The organism is Conyzicola lurida, from assembly GCF_014204935.1.
GTDB classification, from domain to species: domain Bacteria; phylum Actinomycetota; class Actinomycetes; order Actinomycetales; family Microbacteriaceae; genus Conyzicola; species Conyzicola lurida.
In genome coordinates, this window is sequence record NZ_JACHMJ010000001.1 from 1,209,637 (window position 1) to 1,229,069 (window position 19,433).

Genomic DNA, 19,433 nt, shown 5'->3' on the forward strand with positions numbered 1-19,433 from the left:
ATGTCTGACCACCACGACCACCACCGCCCCACACCGGGCGGTGGGGGAGTCGACTCCGCCGGCACGCCGTGGGAGGGTCGCCACTTCGAACCGAACACCAGCGCCGACGACGACGGCTCCGCCCCCGAACGCCTGATCGAGGCGCTGCGCCGGTTCTCGAGCCGCGAGCTCGGCGAGGCCGACGTCGTCGACGCGCTGCGCGACTCGCGCCTGCTCATCCCGCTCGTCGCCCACCTGGGCGAGGCGGGCCAGAACGAGCACGGCCAGCTCGTCGACAAGACCCAGGAACTGTCGATCATCACTGTCTCCGGCCCCGACGGCCGCAACGTGCTGCCGGTGTTCACCTCGGTCGACGCGATGAGCCACTGGAACCCGAAGGCCCGCCCCGTGCCCGCGACCGCGGTGCGCGTGGCCCTGGCCGCCGCGAACGAGCAGACCGACCTCGTGGTGCTCGACCCGACCTCGCCGACCGAGTTCGTCATCCGCCGTCCCGCGCTCTGGGCGATCGCGCAGTCCCTGCCGTGGACCCCGAGCTTCCTCGACGAAGAAGTTCTCGATGCTTTCGCGGATGCCGCGTCCGGCGAACCCGCCGTGCGATCGGTCGCGCTGGCCTCGGGCGATCCGGACTCCCGTCTCGCCGGGCCCGAGCTCGTCGTCCAACTCGCGCTGGCCGACGGCCTCAGCAAAGAGGATCTCTCCGCGGTCGTCGGCCGCATGCAGGCGAAGTGGGTCGAGAGCGAGACTATCTCGCTGCGCGTCGACTCGATGCGCGTGCAGCTGGTGAGCGCGTCCTAGGTCTACGCCTCGTCGAGGGGTGACTTCGGCGACTTCGGGGTCGGCTTGAACGCCGCGCCGAGCAGGCGCCGTAGCGCGCCGCCCTTCGTCGTCGGGCTGTTGCGCACCGGGAACTGCGACGCGAACTCGGCGGGGGTGCCGAACGCGTCCTCGATCGGCTGTCCCGACTTCTTCGCGTAGGCCCGCGTCTCGGTGATCGCCTGCGCGATCTCGGTCTCGGGAACGCCGCGCATGCGCAGCAGGATCACGAGTTCGCGCTCGTACTTCTGGGTGGCCGCGGTGTCGCTCATGCCCCCATTGTCGCAGGATCGAAACATCGTGTGCCTAGACTGAGTCGATGACATCCCGCGGCACGACCCGACTCGCGTCGCTGTCTGCGCTCCTCGTCGCCGGCCTCGTGCTGAGCGGCTGCGCATCGACGTTCGCGGCCGCGGAGGACACCACGGTCGACGAGGTCGACACCTCCGACATCCACACGCTTGAAATCGACGGCGTCAACCGCAACTACATCGCCCACGTGCCCGACGGCGCCGCGATCGGTGCCCCGCTCACCCTGCCGGTGCTCGTCGTGCTGCACGGTGCAGGCAGCAACGCGCACAAGATGGAGACCGCCACCGGTCTCTCGGACCTGGCGACCGCCGACAACTTCATCGTCGTCTACCCGAGCGGTACGCAGGCCGCCGACATCCCCGACCAGCGGGCCTGGAACGCGGAGGGCTGCTGCGGGCTGCCGGTGCGCGCGGGCGTCGACGACGTCGAGTTCATCACCGCGGTGCTCGACGACGTCGAAGAGCAGTACGCCGTCGACACGTCGCGCATCTTCGTCGCGGGCTTCTCCAACGGCGGCATGATGACGTACCGGCTCTCCTGCGAGCTCGGCGACCGCATCGCGGGCATCGCTGTCGTGGCGGGCGCCTTTAATCTGACGGGCTGTGAGTCGGATGCCGCGACGGACGCTCTCATCGTGCATGGCACGGGCGACCTGACCGTGCCGTATCTGGGCGGGCCGACGAACCCGCGCACCGCCGCGCGCTTCGGCCAGTGGACCAACGCGTCGTTCGCGACCGCCCGCGCGACCTGGATCGAGCGCGACGGCTGCGAGGAGACCCCCGAGACCGAGGTGAGCGCGCCCGTGACGATCGAGACGTTCACCGACTGCGACGACGACACGAAACTCGAGGCTGTGACTATCGCCGATGGAACCCACGTCTGGCCCCTCTCGCCCACGGGCGGATTCGACGCCTCGCAGGCGGTCGTCTCGTTCTTCGGACTCGGCGATGAGTAACGTGCCGCCGCCGTTCCCGGGCGTGCGCGACAGCGGGGACGCGTGGGTCTACGGTCCCGACGGTTCGCGCTTCTGGGGCCGCTACGGCGCGGCCGGCCTGCTCGTCTGGCACCCGGTCGCGGGCGTGCTACTGCAGCACCGCATCGCGTGGAGCCACCATGGGGGAACGTGGGGCTTGCCGGGCGGAGCGCTCAAGGAGGGCGAGTCGGCCGTCGACGGTGCGCTGCGCGAGGCGAACGAGGAAGCGGGGGTGCCCGCGGACCTGCTCGAGGTACTTTTTTCGTCCGTGTTGGAGCTCGGTTTCTGGCGCTACACGACCGTCGCGACGCGCGCCCGCGAAGAATTTTTGCCGGTCATCGGCGATGCGGAAAGCGAGGCCCTGGCCTGGGTCGCGCTCGACGAGGTAGAAAATCTGGAACTTCATCCCGGCTTTGCGGCCGCGTGGCCTGAACTACGTTCTCGGCTGCGCTAAGCTATTCGAGTTGCCTTTCGAGGTGACAAGCCACGGGCTGTGGCGCAGCTTGGTAGCGCACTTGACTGGGGGTCAAGGGGTCGCAGGTTCAAATCCTGTCAGCCCGACAAAAATGTCTCGGAAACTCACGGGTTTCCGAGACTTTTTGGTTAAGAGATTGCACCGACTCCTGGGGCCTGGAACCGCTCATGGACGTCGCCGAGCTGGCGTCGTACCTCGGCCTGCCCGTCTCCTCCGTCTACGACTGGCGGCTGCACGGCAAAAGGGCCGGCCGCCTGCCAGTTCGGCAAGCACCTGAAGTTCGCCGTCTCCGACGTGCGGGCGTGGATGGCGGAGCAGCGCGAAGCCTCCGACCGGCGGTGATCTGATGTCGCGGCCCCGGCTGACGATCGGCACTGTCGGCGAGATCGCCGTCCGGAAGGTGGAGTCCGGCCGCTTCGAGGCGCGCACCCGGTACCGCGACTGCGACGGCAAGACGCGGCAGGTGCAGAGTTCCGGCGCCACCGCCACCGCCGCGGCCGCCGAGCGCGGGCTGAAGGCGAGGCTAGTCGAGCGATCCGAGCTGCAGACGGCGGACGCTGACGCCGGACAGCCTGTTCACCGACCTCGTGGCGTACTGGCTGGCGGACATCGACGCGGAGGGCCGCATCTCCCGCACCACCCGCAACCTGTACGAGCGCAACATGCGCACCCTGGTCTCCCCGGCGTTCGACAGCCTGACGCTGCGCGAGATCGGAGTCGCCCGCTGCGACCGGTTCATCAAGGAGCTGGGAAAACGGTCGTACAACCGGGCCAAGCAGGCCCGGGTCGTGCTGCGGCTGGCGCTCGAGCTGGCGGTGCGGGCACGAGGTGCTGGCACGCAACCCGATGGACCACGTCTCCCGCCTCCACCGCGAGCCGCACATCCCAGACGCGCTCACAGCCCCCGAGGTGAACGTGATCCGCGCCGCGATCGCCCGCTGGGAAAGCGGCAGCGGACCACGTCTCCGGCCCGCTGCCGGACGGGCAGCCCGGCGCGATCGTCGAAGTCATGTTGGGCACCTCGGCCCGGATCGGAGAGGTGCTCGCGATCCGCCGCCGGGACGTCGACATCACCAGCGCCGTGCCGTCCATCCGTCTCGCCGGGACGATCGTCAGCCGCAACGGCGAACAGACCTTCCGGCAAGACCACCCGAAGACCGCCAAGTCCCGGCGGATCGTGGCGCTTCCCACCTTCGCGTCTGACGCTGTGCGGCGGCGTCTCGCCAACGCCGGCCGCCTCGAGCTGGACGCGCTGCTGTTCCAGTCGCGGGACGGCACGCCGCTGACCACCGGGAACGTGCGCCGCCAGTTGCGCCGGGTGCTCGGGGGAGCGGGGATTGCCGGTGTGACCCCGCACATGTTCCGCCGCACGGTCGCGACAGCGGTCAACGACAACGCCAGCGTGGAGCTCGCGGCAGAGCTGCTCGGACACACGGACACGAGGGTCACGGTGATGCACTACATCCAGCGCAGGGAGCTGGTGAACCCGGAGACCGCGGCGCTGCTAGACCGGGCGTTCAAGAGGGACGGGGACTAAATGCGGTGCTGCCATTGTGGCAGGACCGCCTTGCCATCACCCGGTCCATCATCCTCGCGGGACCGTGGATGCGTTACTCAGGTCCGTTCTATACCGCGGTCGAATCATACGCAATCGGCTCCGGAGCCTCCACCGGCGGCAAGTCAACTATCGAATGCGTTACAACGTCGCTGGGAACAGCGGCTAGATACAACTGAATCGGCTGGCCGCCGCATCATGCTGGCGGGGGATATCTTGCCATCGTCGAGTCTGACGACACGTCGCGCAATCTATCGGTTATCAGGCGTCTCGCCGGCTGAACCTGCGGTCACCTGAATGGTGATTTCTAGCGCGCGATGGCAGATTTTGGAGCGATTTCAGCTCGGCGATCGGGCCTGTCCCAATTCAGTCCAGCGCTGGAGGCCGCGATGGCTGAACTCCTGCGCCATCAAAACGTCCGCGCTCTACGGCGCGAAGATGATCTTTGGACCAGCCCAGGTAGCGAGATTGTGCAACCAAACTCTGGGCACACCCGGGGCTCTTTTGTGCGCCTAAATCTCAGACACTGATAGATGCTTCCGGATCGCTCGAGATAGAGTATTGGTCGCTATTCGCACGTTTCGATTAGCTTCGTTTAGTCGCGCGTGAGTGTCCTTATCGGCGTCAGAGTTAGCAGCCTCAGCCAGCGCACCTACTGCATCCCTAATCGGCTTCGGTGCAATGAGTTCAACGCTTGCCCGCAGAGTTGCTATTTGGTCCCAATTCTGATCGATGCGCTGAAGTATTTCTTTCACGAAGGGCGCATCCCGCCCGTGATTGCCGATGGGCGCGATGCTCTTCACGATCATGGCGGCACTGGCTCAGATGGAACTCGAGATCAAACGTGAGCGTGTCCTCGACTCCGTTCATAAGCGGCGAGAGGCCGGAAAGGATCTCGGCGGGCGTAGGCAGTCGATCAGCGAAAGCCAAATCAAGAGCGCTCTGCGGCTAGTTGACAGCGGCGAACCGGCTGCTCAGGTTGCGCGCGACTTGGGAATGTCGCGCGCGACTTTTTATCGTCGTTCTCGAAAGCTTCGGAGTTGAGCTCGCTGCCGACCGATTGCCGATTTAGTTTTGTCTGCCTCAATAGGGGATCGTCCTCACCGAAGGCGAGCAGCTCCACGGCTTTCGGCTCAACCGCGTGTGGTAGGACGGTTCACGAAGGTGCCACCGTATCTAAATGCGGCCGGACGTGGCACGCCTATCCTGCGAAAGTTGGAATCGAACCGAGTTGCTTTCAATACGTAGCAATCGGAGACCAAGAGAACGTTAGGTACGCAACGGAACGGAGCTTCGGTGATCGGGCAGGAAGATGAGCTAGAACGAGTTCGTTTCTATGGCGCGCACGATCTGGCGTCTGGCTGGCATGCCCCGCGGGTAGCGGAGATCGCCGATCGGTTTGATCCCGCGGATCCGCCGAAAAGCGTAATGGATGTCCTCGAGCTCCACAATGTGCAGCAATACCTCCAACATCGGATGCTGCCAAGGTCGTGTCCTGAGGAAGATGTGGAAAGGCTCGTGGCGCTAGTGCCGCAGATTCGAAGCGCCGTCGCCAAGTTTTTTGGCGCGGTCGATGGTTCGAACTTTGCTCAGCTGGTCGCGGACGTTGACCTCGAATATGGCGAGGACCTTATAGAGGTCCTTGGCCGGAGCAAGGCCTTCGAGCGCATACCAAGCGGCTCTGCGTTGCCTGCACTGACGAGCGCGGGCTTCCACGTCGGCCAATTGCTGACGAACAAGAAATTGGTGCAGGCCTATGACACTGAAATGCGAAACGAGCTTCTAGCCTTGCCTCGAGGCGCCGAACTGCTCGTCCGGAAGTATCTAGAAAAAGACCCGCGTGGAGCCATCCAACTTCCCGCAAGTTTCACCCCGGCGGACTGTCGTGACCTTCTAGAACGCTACATTGACAGCGAAGACGCCAACCTCAACTATGTGCGGCTCATTGCGTCCGCGAACGACAACGCGCAGATCGGTATCGACGCGAAGCTGAAGCTCCGAGCCAAACGGCGCGCTAGCGAACTCAACGCCAAGCTATTCGAAGAGAACAAAGGATTCAAAACCGGATGTGAGGTAAGCATCTCTGACGACCAAGACGAACCGGTGCGGCTCAAAGTAGACACATCCGAAGGGTCGATTCGGAAGTATGTCTACAGCAAGCGGTGGCTGGAAGTCGCTTCCAGTAACGCGAGCGTTCTAAACAACTTCCAGCATCTGTTCGAGTTTGCCGATCAACAAGTCCTTCTGACGCTTCCGTCTTATCGAGCGAACTTTGGAGTCCTCGAGCGCACCATGGGCCTCACCGGGACTACCGAGTACAAGGTGGGATCAAATTTTCAGGCCGCGGACGCGCGGACGCTGCTCCAGACCCGCATGTACCGTCAGTTCCTACTGACCCAAGAAGTCGACTTGGAGCGCGTCATAGCTTGGTTCTTTCAAACATATCTCGTTGAGGAATTTGGAGCCACGGGCTTTTCCTTTGCTCCGTCAGCCGGCGATAGGTCGTACCTTCAGAAAGTTCGACACCTATTTGCTGAAATGGAGAGCGTGGCGAACCAATTCACCCTCTTTGCTGAGAACGGTGAATTGGACCGCGACCTGATGACAATGAGCGCCGAGCAGGTTCGATACAAAACGATACCTAGCCTGCTCGATGGCAAATACCTCTATCCGTCCGAAAGCGAGGAAATTGCCGGCGTCCTCCATCTGCTTTTTTCCGACCAATCGAGGCTGAAATACATTGACGAAACGCTCAGAGCTGAGAACACCGTAAAGCTCCTCCTCACCCGCGAAGTGGCATACGAGGATTTCCGCGAATACCAGAGGCCGTCCGTCGACCATCTGATCCAGCTTGGCGTTCTGAGAAACACAGGCACACGCGTACAGCTAACCAATATGGAGCAAACGCTGATCCTTAGCTACTTCAACAACACCGAGGCGGCGAATTACCACCATCTGTCGATCACAGGCCGCGTAGAAGCGGACGCACTAGTTGCACGAGGGTGGGCAACGCGACGTTCATCTCTATTCACCGACGCTGAAGGCGACTACTTCAACTACTTTCTCAACAAGGTGGGATTCAGCAACGGACCGAACCTGCGCAATAGGTACTTGCACGGGTCGCAGACCGGTGCAGATGACGAGTCCACGCATTTCAATACTTATCTCGTCGCCTTGCGTTTGATCACGGCGCTTGTGATCAAGATCAACGACGACTTTTGCCTTGCCAACGTCAATTCCTCCACGACAGAACGCAGCTAGTGCAATCGAGCGCGTAAGAGCTCTGCTAAACCAACTAGCCGGTGCGTTGGGGTTGAACTCACATGCCTTGAGGTGGCGAGAGTAAGGCGCAGAAGAACAATTTCCGAGCGCGCTTACGGAGGCTAGTCGGGCGTTCGCGCCCCGCATGTTTGGGTCTCATAGTGCTCTTCTCGCCGCGTGCCGTTTTCGACGACCTGATGCTGGTCGTCGATTCGACCGCAGCGGCCATCCGAAATAGAGACTTCGCGGCGCCATTCGGCTACCTGGCGAAGTTCTGAACAGCGGTCGGGTTCATCCTTGCCGCCATTGTCGCGGCAACCAAATTGCTTAACCTGCCCGCCAGTCGCCGACTCTCTGCACACTGCTTCCGCGTACAAAGTGGCGACTCCACTGCTAGGACTCACACCCGTGGCAGCAGTTAGTGGACGCGTAATGGCGCTGACCGGCGAGAATTATCAGGCTTTCTGCCACTCGAAAAGCTACGTCGTGAGCCAGTGCGCTGACAATTTGTCCCCGCTAGAACCGCTACGCAGGCTCGTCAAGAAGCGGGTCGTGAGGAGTGTCGTCGTTCCAGTAGCGATACCTCTCGCCAAGAAACTCTAAAATCGCATCTGTCGGTACTGAGCCTGCATGGATGGTCAGACCAATGCTAGCTACGCCAGAAGCGGCGGCCGAAGCCAAGTGGAATCGGAGCTCATCTTCGTCGAAAATCTCGGGCGGGAGTACTGGGTCCGTCGCGAGGGCGGGCGTATGAGCTAGGTCGATAAAAGCTTGCCGTTGTGTGTCTGTCATCTGCCGTGTCAGGGCCATTCCTCGGGAGACGGCACGGCGGTTTATGACGATATTGACAATGGCGATTAGCAGGTGCCAGTCGAGCCATCCTTCGGACTTTAGGACTCGCGCGGTACTTGTGAATTGGGCGTTCTGCAGCAATGATGCGAGGGTTGGGCCGATTACTGAGGGAATTGTCTCGTATCGGTAGGCGATGTTCTCCAAGATCTGCGCGCGGTTCTTCTTATATGTCGAAGCGAGGCTCTTGCGTGGCTGCAAGTCCGGACTCGGGTTGATCAAGCTGGGTGTCGAACTCCACCCGATGCATAGCTCGGGCCGCGCAGACATCACTTGGAGCTGCTCGGTCGTGATGAAGTCAGCCAACTCGTCGTAGGGGCGGACAATTGTGGACTTATGCATTAGACCGCCAGCGAAAGTGGTCTCCATCAGATCAGAGAAGTCCTGCTGGGAGAGCAAAGACTGAGTCACCAGGAAATGCATGACCGCGCCAATGGTCTCGAGGTGCAGTGCGTCGAGGTCACACCCGGCGGCGGGCGTGAGGTGCAGTCTCCATACTCCACCCGAAGAGCGCTCGACTGAGTTCACGCCGCCTTGGCCGTTCGTCGCGTCCGCTCGGATCTCGATCTCGAGAGTCCCGCGGATGAAATGTGCATCGTGTCGTGCGAAGTCCGCGAGGACGACTTGAGCAGCGGCAATGAAGCGTTCAGTCGTGAGAACTGCGACTCGTTCGTTTGCGCATCGTACTGACCAGGTCAGTCCAAGAGCGCTCCAGCTGTAGTTGCGATGGGCCCCCACGTCGCTGAAGAGACGACCCATCCCTGACTTGTCGGTGATCTCAGCAATTTCGTTCTCTGTCGACGTGGGCAGTTCGCTCACGGCTTCGAGCATGGCTGTTATCGAGGGCATCACCCCTGCAGGTTCGAGAATCGATTCGAGGAGCGGCACGAGGGTCGGGCGAACAGTGTGGGCCGCTCGGAGGATGTGACATTGGTCCTGGAGCATGTTCAGTAGCGTCGAGTCGCTATCCGAATCCATCGGATTTTCGACGTATGCACGTTGGGCCAGCACACCGAGGCAAAACGTATGCGTTGCGGTCACGGATTGACCGGCGTGGTGGTCGCAGGTCGCTGCGATCAAAAAGCCCTCGGCGACATAGTGCTTCAGCGCCGGATCGCTCGCGCCACGGGCCACGACGGAGGCCGCCAGGGCATATTGCTTCGCTGCGAGCGGCAGGTTCAGCTGGTAGTAGATCTTTGCGACGAGCAGCAGCATATTGATGGCGCCGTCCAGGGTGTCGCCATGCCACCAATTGATCTTCGCTGTGTGAATCTCGTGGAGCGCGTCGAGCAGCCGGCCTTCGCTGTTGAACTGGAAGGCGCGGTCAAGAGCTCGATTGCCACGGGCCGCTTCCCCCTCTATGCGCTCGACGGCCGCGTCAAGGCCATCGCGCACATGTTCGTAGGAAGGATGGTCGGCCAGTTTGGTCGTGTACAGGCCGAAGATGTCCGCGGTGTCGCCCACAGGGAAGAGAGGTGTGTCTTCGAGAGCGTCGACGAGCGTGCGCAGCGCGTTCATACCTTTGTCGACGTCTACTAGCTCGATGCCGGCAATGCTAGGCAGACCGCCAGTACGGACACGATTCCGGACCGCGGCGGCCGTTTCCGGCAAGGAAAGAACTTCGCCTTTTTGGGGGAGGAGGTCGGACGGGTACTTCTGATGCAGTGCTAGGTAAGCTTCGAGCGATAACAAGAGCGCCCGAGTGTTGGGGTACGGGTCTTCCGCAAGTTGGCTGTCGATCTTGTCGACGAGCGTCTCGTGCCAAGTCTCCAACTCGGCCCGTGGGATCCCCGTCACTTGGCGCAGCATCGCTGCGTAGCCGAGGTCGAGCAACATCGTCGCATCGCGCAAGATTCCGGGGTCGTCCAACGACTCGGGAACGAGCGAGAAGAACGCCCTCACATGTTCGTCGGCGGGGCGGAGAGTCTCAGTGCCGCGCATCGTTGCCCAAGCGATCTCGAACTGAACCCGGACGGCTATTTCGTCCGTAGCAGCGTTCTCGCGGAGTGCCTCTGCCATTCTGAGCCATTCAGGCAGGTCTCTAGCAAGCGACGCGTCGTTGCTTGCGAGGCGGAGCCCGTCTCGCAAGTCGACGAGTTCTCCCAGAGTCGACGCTGGAAGTGCCTTCGCTCGCCACCGAGCGAGATCGTTCTCGTACCACTCAGGTCGCGACGTGAGGGACACCGGTCGTTCGGGCGCCAGCTCGGCCGGCAAATGAAGGTAGTCAACGGCGAGATAATACAAGTCGTGCTCGGCGAGTTCTCTAGAGATGGCGAGGGCATCCCAGATGTCGAGGGCGACGCTGTGATTCGCGCGTGCGTGTTCTTGAAGTTCGTGACGCTTCCCCACAGGAACTGGGGTCAGCGTGAAATACACGACACGGTCGACCGGTTCTCCGCGACTACAAATCGATTGCAAGTCCGCCCGAATCTTGCTCGGGATGTCAGCTTGCTGAGTGGTGCAAGCAAGGACAACGTTCTCGTCTGTTGCGCCGACGACAAAGAGCGAACTTGGCGCCCCCTCGTTGGTGAGGTTGGTCCAGTAGCTTTCCGCGTCTCGTCCTTGGTCACCGCCCGCGGCAACAGGTCCGGTTGCTGGCATGAGGTTTGTGGCGATTCGCTTTCGAGCAAGGCCCAGGCTGATGGTCTCGAAGTCGTGATGCGAGTTGGTCTCGGTGAGGGTGCCCAGCCCAAACCGAATACTCCTCTCGAGTTCAGTTGGACTTGTCATTGTTCAATCATCCCCTGCTCCACAGACACAGTTTCATTGGCATGACACGATTCGCCCATTTGACACGGGTCTCCGAATTCGCGCCGCAAATTTGCGCCCAGAGTCGAACTCAGGCTCGCAGAAATCCAGGGTGATCACTCCAGATCGCCAAGGGCTCGACGAAAGTGAATAAGTCGCTACCGTCTAGTGCGTTGTGTAACTGATATTCATCGTCGTCTAATAGCGCCAACAACAGGATCACCTCGGGCTGAGACGTAATCCAATCGGAGTCAATGTCGAAGCCCTCGCTTCTCGGCCCATGCTTGTCGAGCAACTCTTCCAACGAGGCCCTATTGCTTCCCAAAAACTTGTCCACTGTCTCGCGCAGTTCCTCGATGGTGTGGCCGCCTGCGACATGAACGTGCTCGACGTTCTCGAGGGTCAAGTCACTATTGCCGGGAAGACCAGTAAGCGACTGGAACTCTGCACTCAAGTGTTGCGCAAGGCTGAACTGCCCGAAGCTAGGTTCTAGCTTCACCATGTCAACTCCCTTCGCCAACTCCTGATCGAATAGCTCTATCAGCACCAACAAGCGACTGAACACGCGTCGAGTTTCAGCAGAAAGCTTGCTCGACTTCTTGTAGATGTACTTGTGCTCAGTTTGCGCCCAGCTGTCCTCCGCTGCAGTACGAATCTGGACTTCGCAGCGTATTGCACGCCCGCGACAATCTTCGACGCCTGGTGCACGGAGGTGAACATGTAGGCCGGCGTATCTAAGCGCGTCGGGGGAAGCGTCCGTGCGCTGATCCTCGATCTCGAATATCTCGAGTTCGGCCGATGCTTTCAGGGCGTCTACTACCACTTGTTTGTCGGTAACTATCGGCACGATCACTCGGGCGCCGGCGAGGTCGGGACAATCTATCCAGGGGTTGGAATACCCCTTTTTTCGTTGTTTGTTATAGAGCTCGACCGGATCTTTATGACGAGCTGAAACAGTTCCGCCAACGTCAGAAGCGCTTAGGACTCTCTCGATGATCTTTCTGAATTCATCCGCCGCGTTTATGTAGGACTGAACGTCTTTGCGATACGCCTCGTAAACCTGGCTTGCGCTGGGGCTGCTAGCGGCTGCCATTTCCTTTTACTTTCACTAGTTTGCCGCCTGTTATGACGACGGTGTCTGTTCCTTCCTCATCCCCTTCTCCCGCGATAATCTGGACGGCCTTGCCATCCCCGACGGCTTCTGGAGGCGCAATCACGTGAATGTCGTTGGACAAATCTAGACGCAAGCGTTTCAACTGGGACTGGACCCGTGTTGTGTCTTTGGGGAACACAACTAGTGGCACGTGGAGGTCCGCGGCAATCGCTGCGATTTCGCTTTGCGCGCCTTGCGGCACGTGGTTCTGGATGAACGACTGGGGATCTAGCTGACGAGCGTTTGACGCGACTTCCGCAACTAACGCCGACTGGAGGTCCAGCCGAGCTTCAGAGACGAGCGAACTCTTATTGATGGCAGTCGTCATTCGCTCCAAGAAGTGTTGCGTAAGCACAGCAGGCTCTTCGCGCAGCTTCATGCCCATGAACTTGCCCAAGAAATACGCCGCGAAACCGCTATTTTGATCGTCAACGACTTCGCCAGAGACAAGGCCCGCAGCGGAAGCTGCTTTCGAAAGAATCGCGATCTTGTAGATGCGAGCGGCGTCGCCAAAAACAAGTTCCTTGAGACGCTCTATCGAGAAGATTCGCTCGCCATTCTCATTTACTTGCGCTTCGATTCGCATGGCGTCTTGGTGTTCAACCTTCGCAACGAGTAGAGCCGGTCCGGAGCTCAGCTGGACCTCTGCGAGCACAAGGAGGCCAGCCAGCGCCGTTCCGGGTTGAAGCTGCGCCAGATCCTCCGCCATACCTTGTGACGTCACCACTAGGTCGTCACGGTCGCTCCAAAAGGCTCGTACTCGGTCCGGCGTTGGCGAACCGACTTGTTTGTCTTCGACAATTGGAAGAGCCCTCTGAGAAAGAGCTTTTATGAAACGTTGCTCAAGAAACGATCGATTGGGTCCGGACAATACAACAGGCATGTCCGTGATTTGCAAGGAAAAACGCGGTCCAGATGACCCCGAATTGCGGACTACTTGGTGCATCATCACGTCCTTAAGGACGAGTGTGCTGAAATTGGTAGACATTCATCTCCATTCGCGAGCTATGGCCACCGTAACCGCCTACTCCCTCCTAGACGACGAAACCTCATCGCGGCACGCCGCAAAAGCGAAGCAGACTAGCCGTGCGCGGGAGCATTGATGCGGTTTTCCTCTGACGTCTGTTCAATCCGGTTGCTGCTCAGAACCTACGTCGGCAGCCCAAATCGTCCGGGGTTGCCGACGCTATCTGCTTAGCGAGGTAGATGGCTCGCGAAAGAGGTGTCGGCGGTGCCGCCAAAAACACGCACCGGACTGGAAGAAGGCTCAAAGGGGGCGCACCTCGGCGCACTTGACATAATCGCCATTGTCGGCAATGGCGGCGGCCCGCAGCAGGTGATGTTCATCTCAGCATCGCGATCACGCAATACCGTGCGCCTATGCTCGCCATTTCGATTGTCTGCACGCTGATCTTTCTCGGCTAGCTTGCCACGCGTCGCAACGCGGGGGGAGTGGGAGTTGCAGGGAAGATCCACGCGCTATCGGTTAAGGCTGACGAATGTTCTCTTGCCGAGGAGATGACGCGAGGTCTTCCGACCGCCCTATTGCGTCCAGCTAGGGCGCCGCATCCGGTTCTCTGTTAACACGGACAACACACGGTCTATGCAAAAGTTCGGTTCCTGATACGTTGACCGAATGACCGATCCTCTAGTCCGTGACGCGCTTCGCGCTTTTGTCGCTGAACGCGAGTGGGCACAGTTCCACACTCCGGAGAATCTTGCGAAAAGCATTTCGATCGAGGCTGCCGAGTTGCTCGAATGTTTCCAGTGGAACGCAGACGCGGACACGGATGCCGTGAAGGAGGAGTTGGCTGACGTTCTCACATACTGCCTGCTTCTCGCCGATCGACTCGGCGTCGACCCCGACCAGATCGTGCTCGACAAGCTCGAGCTGACACGGACGAAATATCCGGCGGATAGAGCGCGGGGACGCAGTACAAAATATGACGCCCTTTGAAATAGACCGGATTCCATTCAGCAAGGAGTCCGTCACGGCGTGGGCCGCACTAAATCGTCGGCACACCGACTGGCCCGTGGTCTACGTCCTGGACGGAACGAGCACGGTGACGGGTGCTTCGACGAGCAGTGACGTATACGTGGGGGAGTCGCGGAACGCGGCGGCACGGATGCGTCAGCACCTCGAATCCGCCGACAAGCAGCACCTCGGCACACTTCGGGTCGTGCTCGATGAGAGGTTCAACAAGTCGGTGTGTCTGGACTTGGAGTCGTTCCTCATCCGGATGCTCGCCGGCGACGGCGCATACCGGGTGCTGAACCGCAACGACGGCATCACCGAGGGCGACTACTTCGATCGGGACCTTTACCGCGGTACGTTCCGAGACGTCTTCGATCATCTCAAGGACGACGGTGTCTTCACCCGCACCATTCCGGAGATCGAGAACAGCGACCTGTTCAAACTGTCCCCGTTCAAAGCTCTGACGACCGACCAGGGCGTGGCGGTCGAGAGCATCCTCGAGGGCTATTTCGAGGACCGCAAAGCCGGCGTGGGCAGCACAATCGTCGTGCAAGGCGAGCCGGGAACGGGGAAGACCGTAATCGGCATCTACCTGTTGAAGCTGATATCGGACATTGCGACGTCCCAGCAGCCAGAAGACCTCGACAGCGACTCGATGTTCGCCGACTTCTTTGCCGCCGGCTACCCGGAGCTCCTCGCCGGTCTGCACATCGGCCTCGTCGTTCCCCAGCAGTCGCTAAGGAACTCAATCAAGAAGGTCTTCAAGAAGACCCCTGGTCTGTCGCCAGACATGGTGATGACCGCCTTCGACGTCGGCGCATCCGACATCAAGTTCGATCTCCTGATCGTGGACGAGGCGCATCGCCTCAACCAGCGCGCTAACCAGCCGTCGGGTGTACAGAACAAGAAGTTCATCGACATCACCACGAAGCTCTTCGGAGTCGACGACAAGACCAAGACGCAGCTCGACTGGATCCGCGAAAGAAGCCACCACCAGATCCTCCTGCTCGATGCGGCCCAGAGCGTTCGCCCGGCAGACGTGCCACCCGAACTACTAAACGCGCTTGTGGCCACGGCGAAATTGGAAAACCGCCACTACCCGCTGATCTCGCAGATGCGGGTGAAAGCCGGCACCGACTACGTCTCCTACATCAGGCAGATGCTCGGCACACCCGCACCCTCGAGCGTTCCGACCGCCTATTCCGCCGAGGCTTTCGGCGACTACGACCTCCGCATGTTCGACAGCATCACCGAAATGCGCGACGAAATCCGGGAGCGCGACGCAGAATCAGGGCTGTCGCGCCTCATAGCCGGATACGCGTGGCCGTGGAAAACGAAGACGGACAAGACGATGTACGACATCGAAATCGACGGCACCTCGTTCCGGTGGAACAGCACCCAATCGGACTGGATCGCTTCGCCGAAATCCATAGACGAAGTTGGCTCCATCCACACCGTGCAGGGCTATGACTTGAACTACGCAGGCGTCATAATCGGCCCCGACCTGCGATTCGACCCCCTGGAAGGTCTGGTCATCGACCGCGCTTCGTACTTCGATGCGAAGGGTAAAGAGAACAACAAGACATCGGGCAAGTCGTACTCCGACACCGACCTGCTGCGGTTCATCAGAAACATCTACGCGGTCCTGCTCACTCGCGGCATTCTGGGTACATACGTGTACGTCAGCGACCCTGCACTCCGCGAGCACCTCCGACCCTTCTTCCCGTAACATCCGACCAAGGTGCATAGCGCGGTCCCAATTTTAGACGCGGCCGTGCATGAGGGGGCCTGATGGACGCCCGGTAGCGCCAAAAGCGGTTCAAATGGCCATCATTTACCCATCAAAAACGCCCGTAATCGACTCGACGCGACCGCGTACAATCGAAGACAGCAACCGCCCGGTTCCCTGTCAATACAAGGGAATCCGAGGGTTTTCGGAGGCATTCGGTAAGGATCAAAAACAGCGCCTGAACCCCCAAGGGGTCGCAGGTCCAAATCGAGAGCAGCGGACACTTGTCGCGGTCGGCCACAGCGGGCGCTCCGGCCGCGCCAGAACGGCAACCATCGTACTCAGAGCCGTCGCGGAGTCCGGGAGCCTCCTTCGTCAGCCCTGACAGCGGCGACGAGCGGTGCGATCGCGGGTGCGAATTCCTGTGCTCGGCTCTTGTAGAGGCCCGCGGAGCCGAAAGGCTGGCCCTGCTCGAAAGCCGCGGGCGGCAACGGGTAGAACTCGGTCTTGCTGTCCGACGCGGCGATCGCCCGGGTGATCAGGTTTAGCCGGGTGGCGTGGCGGTCTGCGACGCCACCGAGCGCGGAGTCGAGGGTGACGATAGAGCGCAGGGGTTGTATCCCCGCCAACAGGAATCGCGCGGCGGGCTTCGTCCGCTGTCGGAGATCCGTGAGGAGCTCATCGAGTGCCTCTGTCCACTGCTGTTCCGACGTGAGCTGCACGGCGTCGCTCACTCCGACGACAACGAGCACCACGTCGTAGACGCTCGCATCGTGGTCGGATAACCACTGCCGCGTGGAGGAGACGTCCATCGACTCATCCCCGATGTAGTGCACGTGGCACTCGCGTCCTGTCACACGCTCCATCTCACGGGAGAGCTGGCCGGGCAGAGCCAGCTGGTACGTGGTGACGCCCCATCCGTGGGCGGTTCCATTGCCGAGGATGAGGACGAGGTCGGGGTCCTCCGACGCCGGGCGAATCGTCGGCTCGTCGCTAGGGGACGGGACGATCGGGGCGCGGAGCATGAGCTGATGGCGCCAGTTCCGCATAAAGAAACGACCTATACGCCCGGGCATTGGCGCCCCCTCTTGTTCTGGAACTCGAGAGGTATTTTCTCACGGGGTCGCGTCGCTCGAGAAAAGCGTGTCGACGCTTCTTCGTCAGCGACGTCCTGACGGCTGACGTCACGAACCGAAAAAGCCGACAGCAGAGCCGATGAGTTCGCTGATGAACGGAATGATCTCGTCGGCTTGCTCGGCGCCCGCAACCGCGGCGGCGACGACCGGGTAGAGCGAGACGATCAGCGCGGCGACGGCGGCGGCCACCGCGAGTATCCAGGCGGCCGGACCCCGTCGTGTGCGGAGGATGAGAGCGAGCAGTCCCGCGGATAGAAGATAGCCGGCGAACACAGCGACCGTGATCCTGTCGAAGGGGACGCGCACGAACCACGCCGCTCCGCTCGCTGTTCCGATCACGGTCAGCAGCGGGATCAGGACGGTGAATGCGATGAACATCACGGCGGTTATGCCCGTGCCGAGGGCGAACCAGACAGCGCGTTGGCGGTGTGGGGCGAATCGTGATCTGGGCATCGGTTCCTCCGTTTCGAGAGTTCTCACCAGTAGGACGAGCCGCGGACCCTGTTCGTCACGCGCGGGGCGAACACAGGCCTGACCCCGCGGCCGTGTGTCGTCGCAGCCCAGGGGTCGCGACGACGTCTTGACCAGCGGTCCGAGCAGGATCGGAGAAGCCTCCCGCCGCCCGGACTTCGTACACTGGGCGCATGGTCGAAACGAAGAGCTCGGAAGTATTCAGCCCCGAAGAGAAGAAGGCGATGCGCGCCCGCGCGAAGGAGCTGAAGCTCGCCGCCGACAAGGGCAACGACGCGGCCGCGAACGACGAAGCGGTCGCCAAACTGCCCGACGACGAGCGCGAGCTGGCCGAGCGTATCCGCGCGATGGTCGTGGCCGCGGCCCCGCAGCTGGACCCGAAGACCTACTACGGATTCCCGGCCTGGGCGCGCGACGGCAAGGTCGTCTGCTTCTTCAAGCCGAAGTCGAAGTTCAAGGTGCGCTACTCGACGTTCGAGTTCGACACCGCCGCCTCCCTCGACGACGGCGCGGTGTGGGCGACGGCGTTCGCCGTGCACAACGAGATGACCGAGGACGACTTGGCGATGCTCGCCGCGCTGGTCACTAAAGCCGCCGGCTGACGGCAGCGCTGGTCGGCCCGAGTGCGAGGGGCGTGGATGACGCGGGCCAAGCGCCCGCGTCATCCGGCCCCTATCGTGGTCTGCCTGAGGTATCCTCCGATAAAGAATCGAGGATCCATGCGAATCACGCCGATCGTTCTCGCCGCAGGGATGCTCCTGCTGACGGGCTGCACGTCCCCGACGAGCGCCATGCTCGCGGCCCCGACCGCCCGGCCCACCGCGACCGCCGAAGAGGACTGGACCGAGCCGCTCCCGCCCGGGGACGAGATCGCCCTCGGGCTGACGCTGCTGGCCGCGCAACGCTCGTGCGACACCGGCGGTGTCATGAACTACGAGAAGTACGAGATGCACTGGGACGACGACGCATCGACCGCGGAGGCCGTGGGGGAGACCGTCGTGCTGACCTACGACGCGACCGTGGTGGACGGCATCGGGGCGCCCACCCGCGACGTGATCATCGAGTGCACGATCTCGGAGACGGTGCCCGGACAGCACGGCGCATTCGACATCTGGTCGAAAGAGATCTGAGGCTAGGCACCGCTGAGGCGCTGTACCTGCCAGTCGTGCACCTCGGGCAGCCAGTAGAGCGGCGCCGACGGGCCGACGCGGTAGTCGTCGGTGGGCAGGCCGGCGCGCACGGCCTCCAGGTAGGCGCGATCCTGGCTGATGCGGGCGCGCACGTCGTGGCCGACGGAGCCGTGTCCCGGGACGACGACGTTGACCTGATCCGCGACTTCGTCGAACAGGGCGAGTGCGGCGAGATAGTCCCCGACCGGGTCGTCGGTCTGCAGGTCGAGAAACGGTATGAGGATGTCGGACAGCATGTCGCCGGCGACGAGAACTCCGCGGTCCTCGACCAGCAGTGCCGCGTGCCCCTCGGCGTGGCCTCGGTGTTCGATGATCCGTACGGCGGGGTCGTCCCACGGGAGGTGCGTCGCGTCGACGGGGAGACCGGTGATCTGGCCGAACAGATCGGTCGGGATCTCGTCGGCGAGCTCGGGCGGGAGCCCCTCGGCGACCTCCGACCGCCAGTCGGGATGGGTCAGGACCTCGTTGATGAAAGCAGCGCCGCGAGCCGTGCCGTAGCGGGGCACCTCGCCGAGGTCGGGGTGCCAGAGCACGTGGTCCCAGTCGGGGTGCGTCGAGAAGCCGGCGACCACCGGCTGCCCGAGTTCGCGGATGTCGTCGGCGAGGTCGGCCAGTTCGGCGTCCGTGATGCCGGGGTCGACGACCAGCACCCCGTGCCGGCCTTGCACGACCGTCGTGTTGCTCTGGATGAACTCGCTCTCGTGCACGTAGACGCCATCGGCGACCTTGTTCAGCATGGGCGTCCTCCGTTCAGGTGAGCGCGGGCTCGTCGCGACGATATTGCCCGGAGTTG

16 protein-coding genes, 1 tRNA gene and 2 pseudogenes are annotated in these 19,433 nt (G+C 61.7%); 12 read left to right on the forward strand and 7 right to left on the reverse strand.

Annotated elements, in window-relative coordinates; all coding sequences use genetic code 11:
- On the forward strand, nt 1-795 hold the full coding sequence (locus tag HD599_RS05870; RefSeq protein ID WP_184234596.1) for an SseB family protein: 795 nt from the start codon (nt 1-3) through the stop codon (nt 793-795).
- Between the two features lie 2 nt (nt 796-797).
- On the opposite strand, the gene HD599_RS05875 is transcribed toward HD599_RS05870, so the two are convergent.
- On the reverse strand, nt 798-1,085 hold the full coding sequence (locus HD599_RS05875; protein WP_184234599.1) for a DUF1129 domain-containing protein: 288 nt from the start codon (nt 1,083-1,085) through the stop codon (nt 798-800).
- A gap of 47 nt (nt 1,086-1,132) precedes the next feature.
- Here HD599_RS05875 and HD599_RS05880 point away from each other — a divergent pair, with 47 nt between their 5' ends.
- From HD599_RS05880 to HD599_RS05905, 7 genes and pseudogenes are all read left to right on the forward strand, one after another.
- Complete coding sequence (locus HD599_RS05880; protein WP_184234602.1) at nt 1,133-2,080, forward strand: CE1 family esterase; 948 nt, start codon at nt 1,133-1,135, stop codon at nt 2,078-2,080.
- A complete protein-coding gene (locus tag HD599_RS05885; protein WP_184234605.1) occupies nt 2,073-2,552 on the forward strand; it encodes an NUDIX domain-containing protein in 480 nt (159 codons plus the stop codon). Before HD599_RS05880 ends, HD599_RS05885 begins: the two co-directional genes overlap by 8 nt.
- Nucleotides 2,553-2,585: 33 nt before the next feature.
- Nucleotides 2,586-2,659: transfer RNA gene (locus tag HD599_RS05890), tRNA-Pro, on the forward strand.
- Nucleotides 2,660-3,160: 501 nt separating this feature from the next.
- Nucleotides 3,161-3,262, forward strand: a pseudogene (locus HD599_RS17910) (hypothetical protein); the annotation flags it as partial.
- A gap of 320 nt (nt 3,263-3,582) precedes the next feature.
- Nucleotides 3,583-4,110, forward strand: a complete 528-nt coding sequence (locus tag HD599_RS17915) for a tyrosine-type recombinase/integrase (RefSeq protein ID WP_246376102.1) — start codon at nt 3,583-3,585, stop codon at nt 4,108-4,110.
- A gap of 798 nt (nt 4,111-4,908) precedes the next feature.
- Nucleotides 4,909-5,172 (forward strand): annotated as a pseudogene (locus HD599_RS05900) (helix-turn-helix domain-containing protein); the annotation flags it as partial.
- 252 nt (nt 5,173-5,424) lie between these two features.
- Nucleotides 5,425-7,389: a hypothetical protein gene (locus tag HD599_RS05905; protein WP_184234611.1), complete on the forward strand. Its 1,965-nt coding sequence runs from the start codon at nt 5,425-5,427 to the stop codon at nt 7,387-7,389.
- 525 nt (nt 7,390-7,914) lie between these two features.
- On the opposite strand, the gene HD599_RS05910 is transcribed toward HD599_RS05905, so the two are convergent.
- The 3 genes from HD599_RS05910 to HD599_RS05920 all read right to left on the reverse strand — a co-directional run bounded on the left by HD599_RS05910 (nt 7,915) and on the right by HD599_RS05920 (nt 13,127).
- Nucleotides 7,915-10,968 (reverse strand): hypothetical protein, encoded by a 3,054-nt coding sequence (locus HD599_RS05910; RefSeq protein ID WP_184234614.1) that lies wholly within the window; start codon nt 10,966-10,968, stop codon nt 7,915-7,917.
- A gap of 109 nt (nt 10,969-11,077) precedes the next feature.
- Entirely contained in the window at nt 11,078-12,079 is a 1,002-nt protein-coding gene (locus HD599_RS05915) for a GTP pyrophosphokinase (protein ID WP_184234617.1), read from the reverse strand.
- Nucleotides 12,066-13,127, reverse strand: coding sequence for a nucleoid-associated protein (locus HD599_RS05920; protein WP_184234620.1), 1,062 nt, complete (start codon nt 13,125-13,127; stop codon nt 12,066-12,068). The genes HD599_RS05915 and HD599_RS05920 overlap by 14 nt, the downstream gene beginning before the upstream one ends.
- Nucleotides 13,128-13,775: 648 nt before the next feature.
- Between HD599_RS05920 and HD599_RS05925 the strand changes: the two genes are divergently transcribed.
- Nucleotides 13,776-14,096 carry a nucleotide pyrophosphohydrolase gene (locus HD599_RS05925; protein WP_184234623.1) on the forward strand — a complete coding sequence of 107 codons (321 nt, stop codon included), beginning with the start codon at nt 13,776-13,778 and terminating at the stop codon, nt 14,094-14,096.
- Entirely contained in the window at nt 14,083-15,843 is a 1,761-nt protein-coding gene (locus HD599_RS05930) for a DUF2075 domain-containing protein (protein WP_184234626.1), read from the forward strand. The genes HD599_RS05925 and HD599_RS05930 overlap by 14 nt, the downstream gene beginning before the upstream one ends.
- A 341-nt stretch (nt 15,844-16,184) precedes the next feature.
- Here the strand turns inward: HD599_RS05930 and HD599_RS05935 are convergent, their stop codons facing one another.
- Both HD599_RS05935 and HD599_RS05940 read right to left on the reverse strand, forming a co-directional pair.
- A complete protein-coding gene (locus HD599_RS05935) occupies nt 16,185-16,868 on the reverse strand; it encodes a GDSL-type esterase/lipase family protein (protein ID WP_184234629.1) in 684 nt (227 codons plus the stop codon).
- A gap of 159 nt (nt 16,869-17,027) precedes the next feature.
- Nucleotides 17,028-17,432, reverse strand: coding sequence for a hypothetical protein (locus HD599_RS05940; protein ID WP_184234632.1), 405 nt, complete (start codon nt 17,430-17,432; stop codon nt 17,028-17,030).
- A gap of 191 nt (nt 17,433-17,623) precedes the next feature.
- Between HD599_RS05940 and HD599_RS05945 the strand changes: the two genes are divergently transcribed.
- Together HD599_RS05945 and HD599_RS05950 are read left to right on the forward strand one after the other, a co-directional pair.
- Nucleotides 17,624-18,052: a DUF1801 domain-containing protein gene (locus tag HD599_RS05945; RefSeq protein ID WP_184234635.1), complete on the forward strand. Its 429-nt coding sequence runs from the start codon at nt 17,624-17,626 to the stop codon at nt 18,050-18,052.
- 117 nt (nt 18,053-18,169) lie between these two features.
- On the forward strand, nt 18,170-18,580 hold the full coding sequence (locus HD599_RS05950) for a hypothetical protein (RefSeq protein ID WP_184234637.1): 411 nt from the start codon (nt 18,170-18,172) through the stop codon (nt 18,578-18,580).
- Between the two features lie 2 nt (nt 18,581-18,582).
- Here HD599_RS05950 and HD599_RS05955 read toward each other — a convergent pair whose 3' ends face one another.
- On the reverse strand, nt 18,583-19,377 hold the full coding sequence (locus tag HD599_RS05955) for an MBL fold metallo-hydrolase (RefSeq protein WP_184234640.1): 795 nt from the start codon (nt 19,375-19,377) through the stop codon (nt 18,583-18,585).
- Nucleotides 19,378-19,433 lie beyond the last annotated feature (56 nt).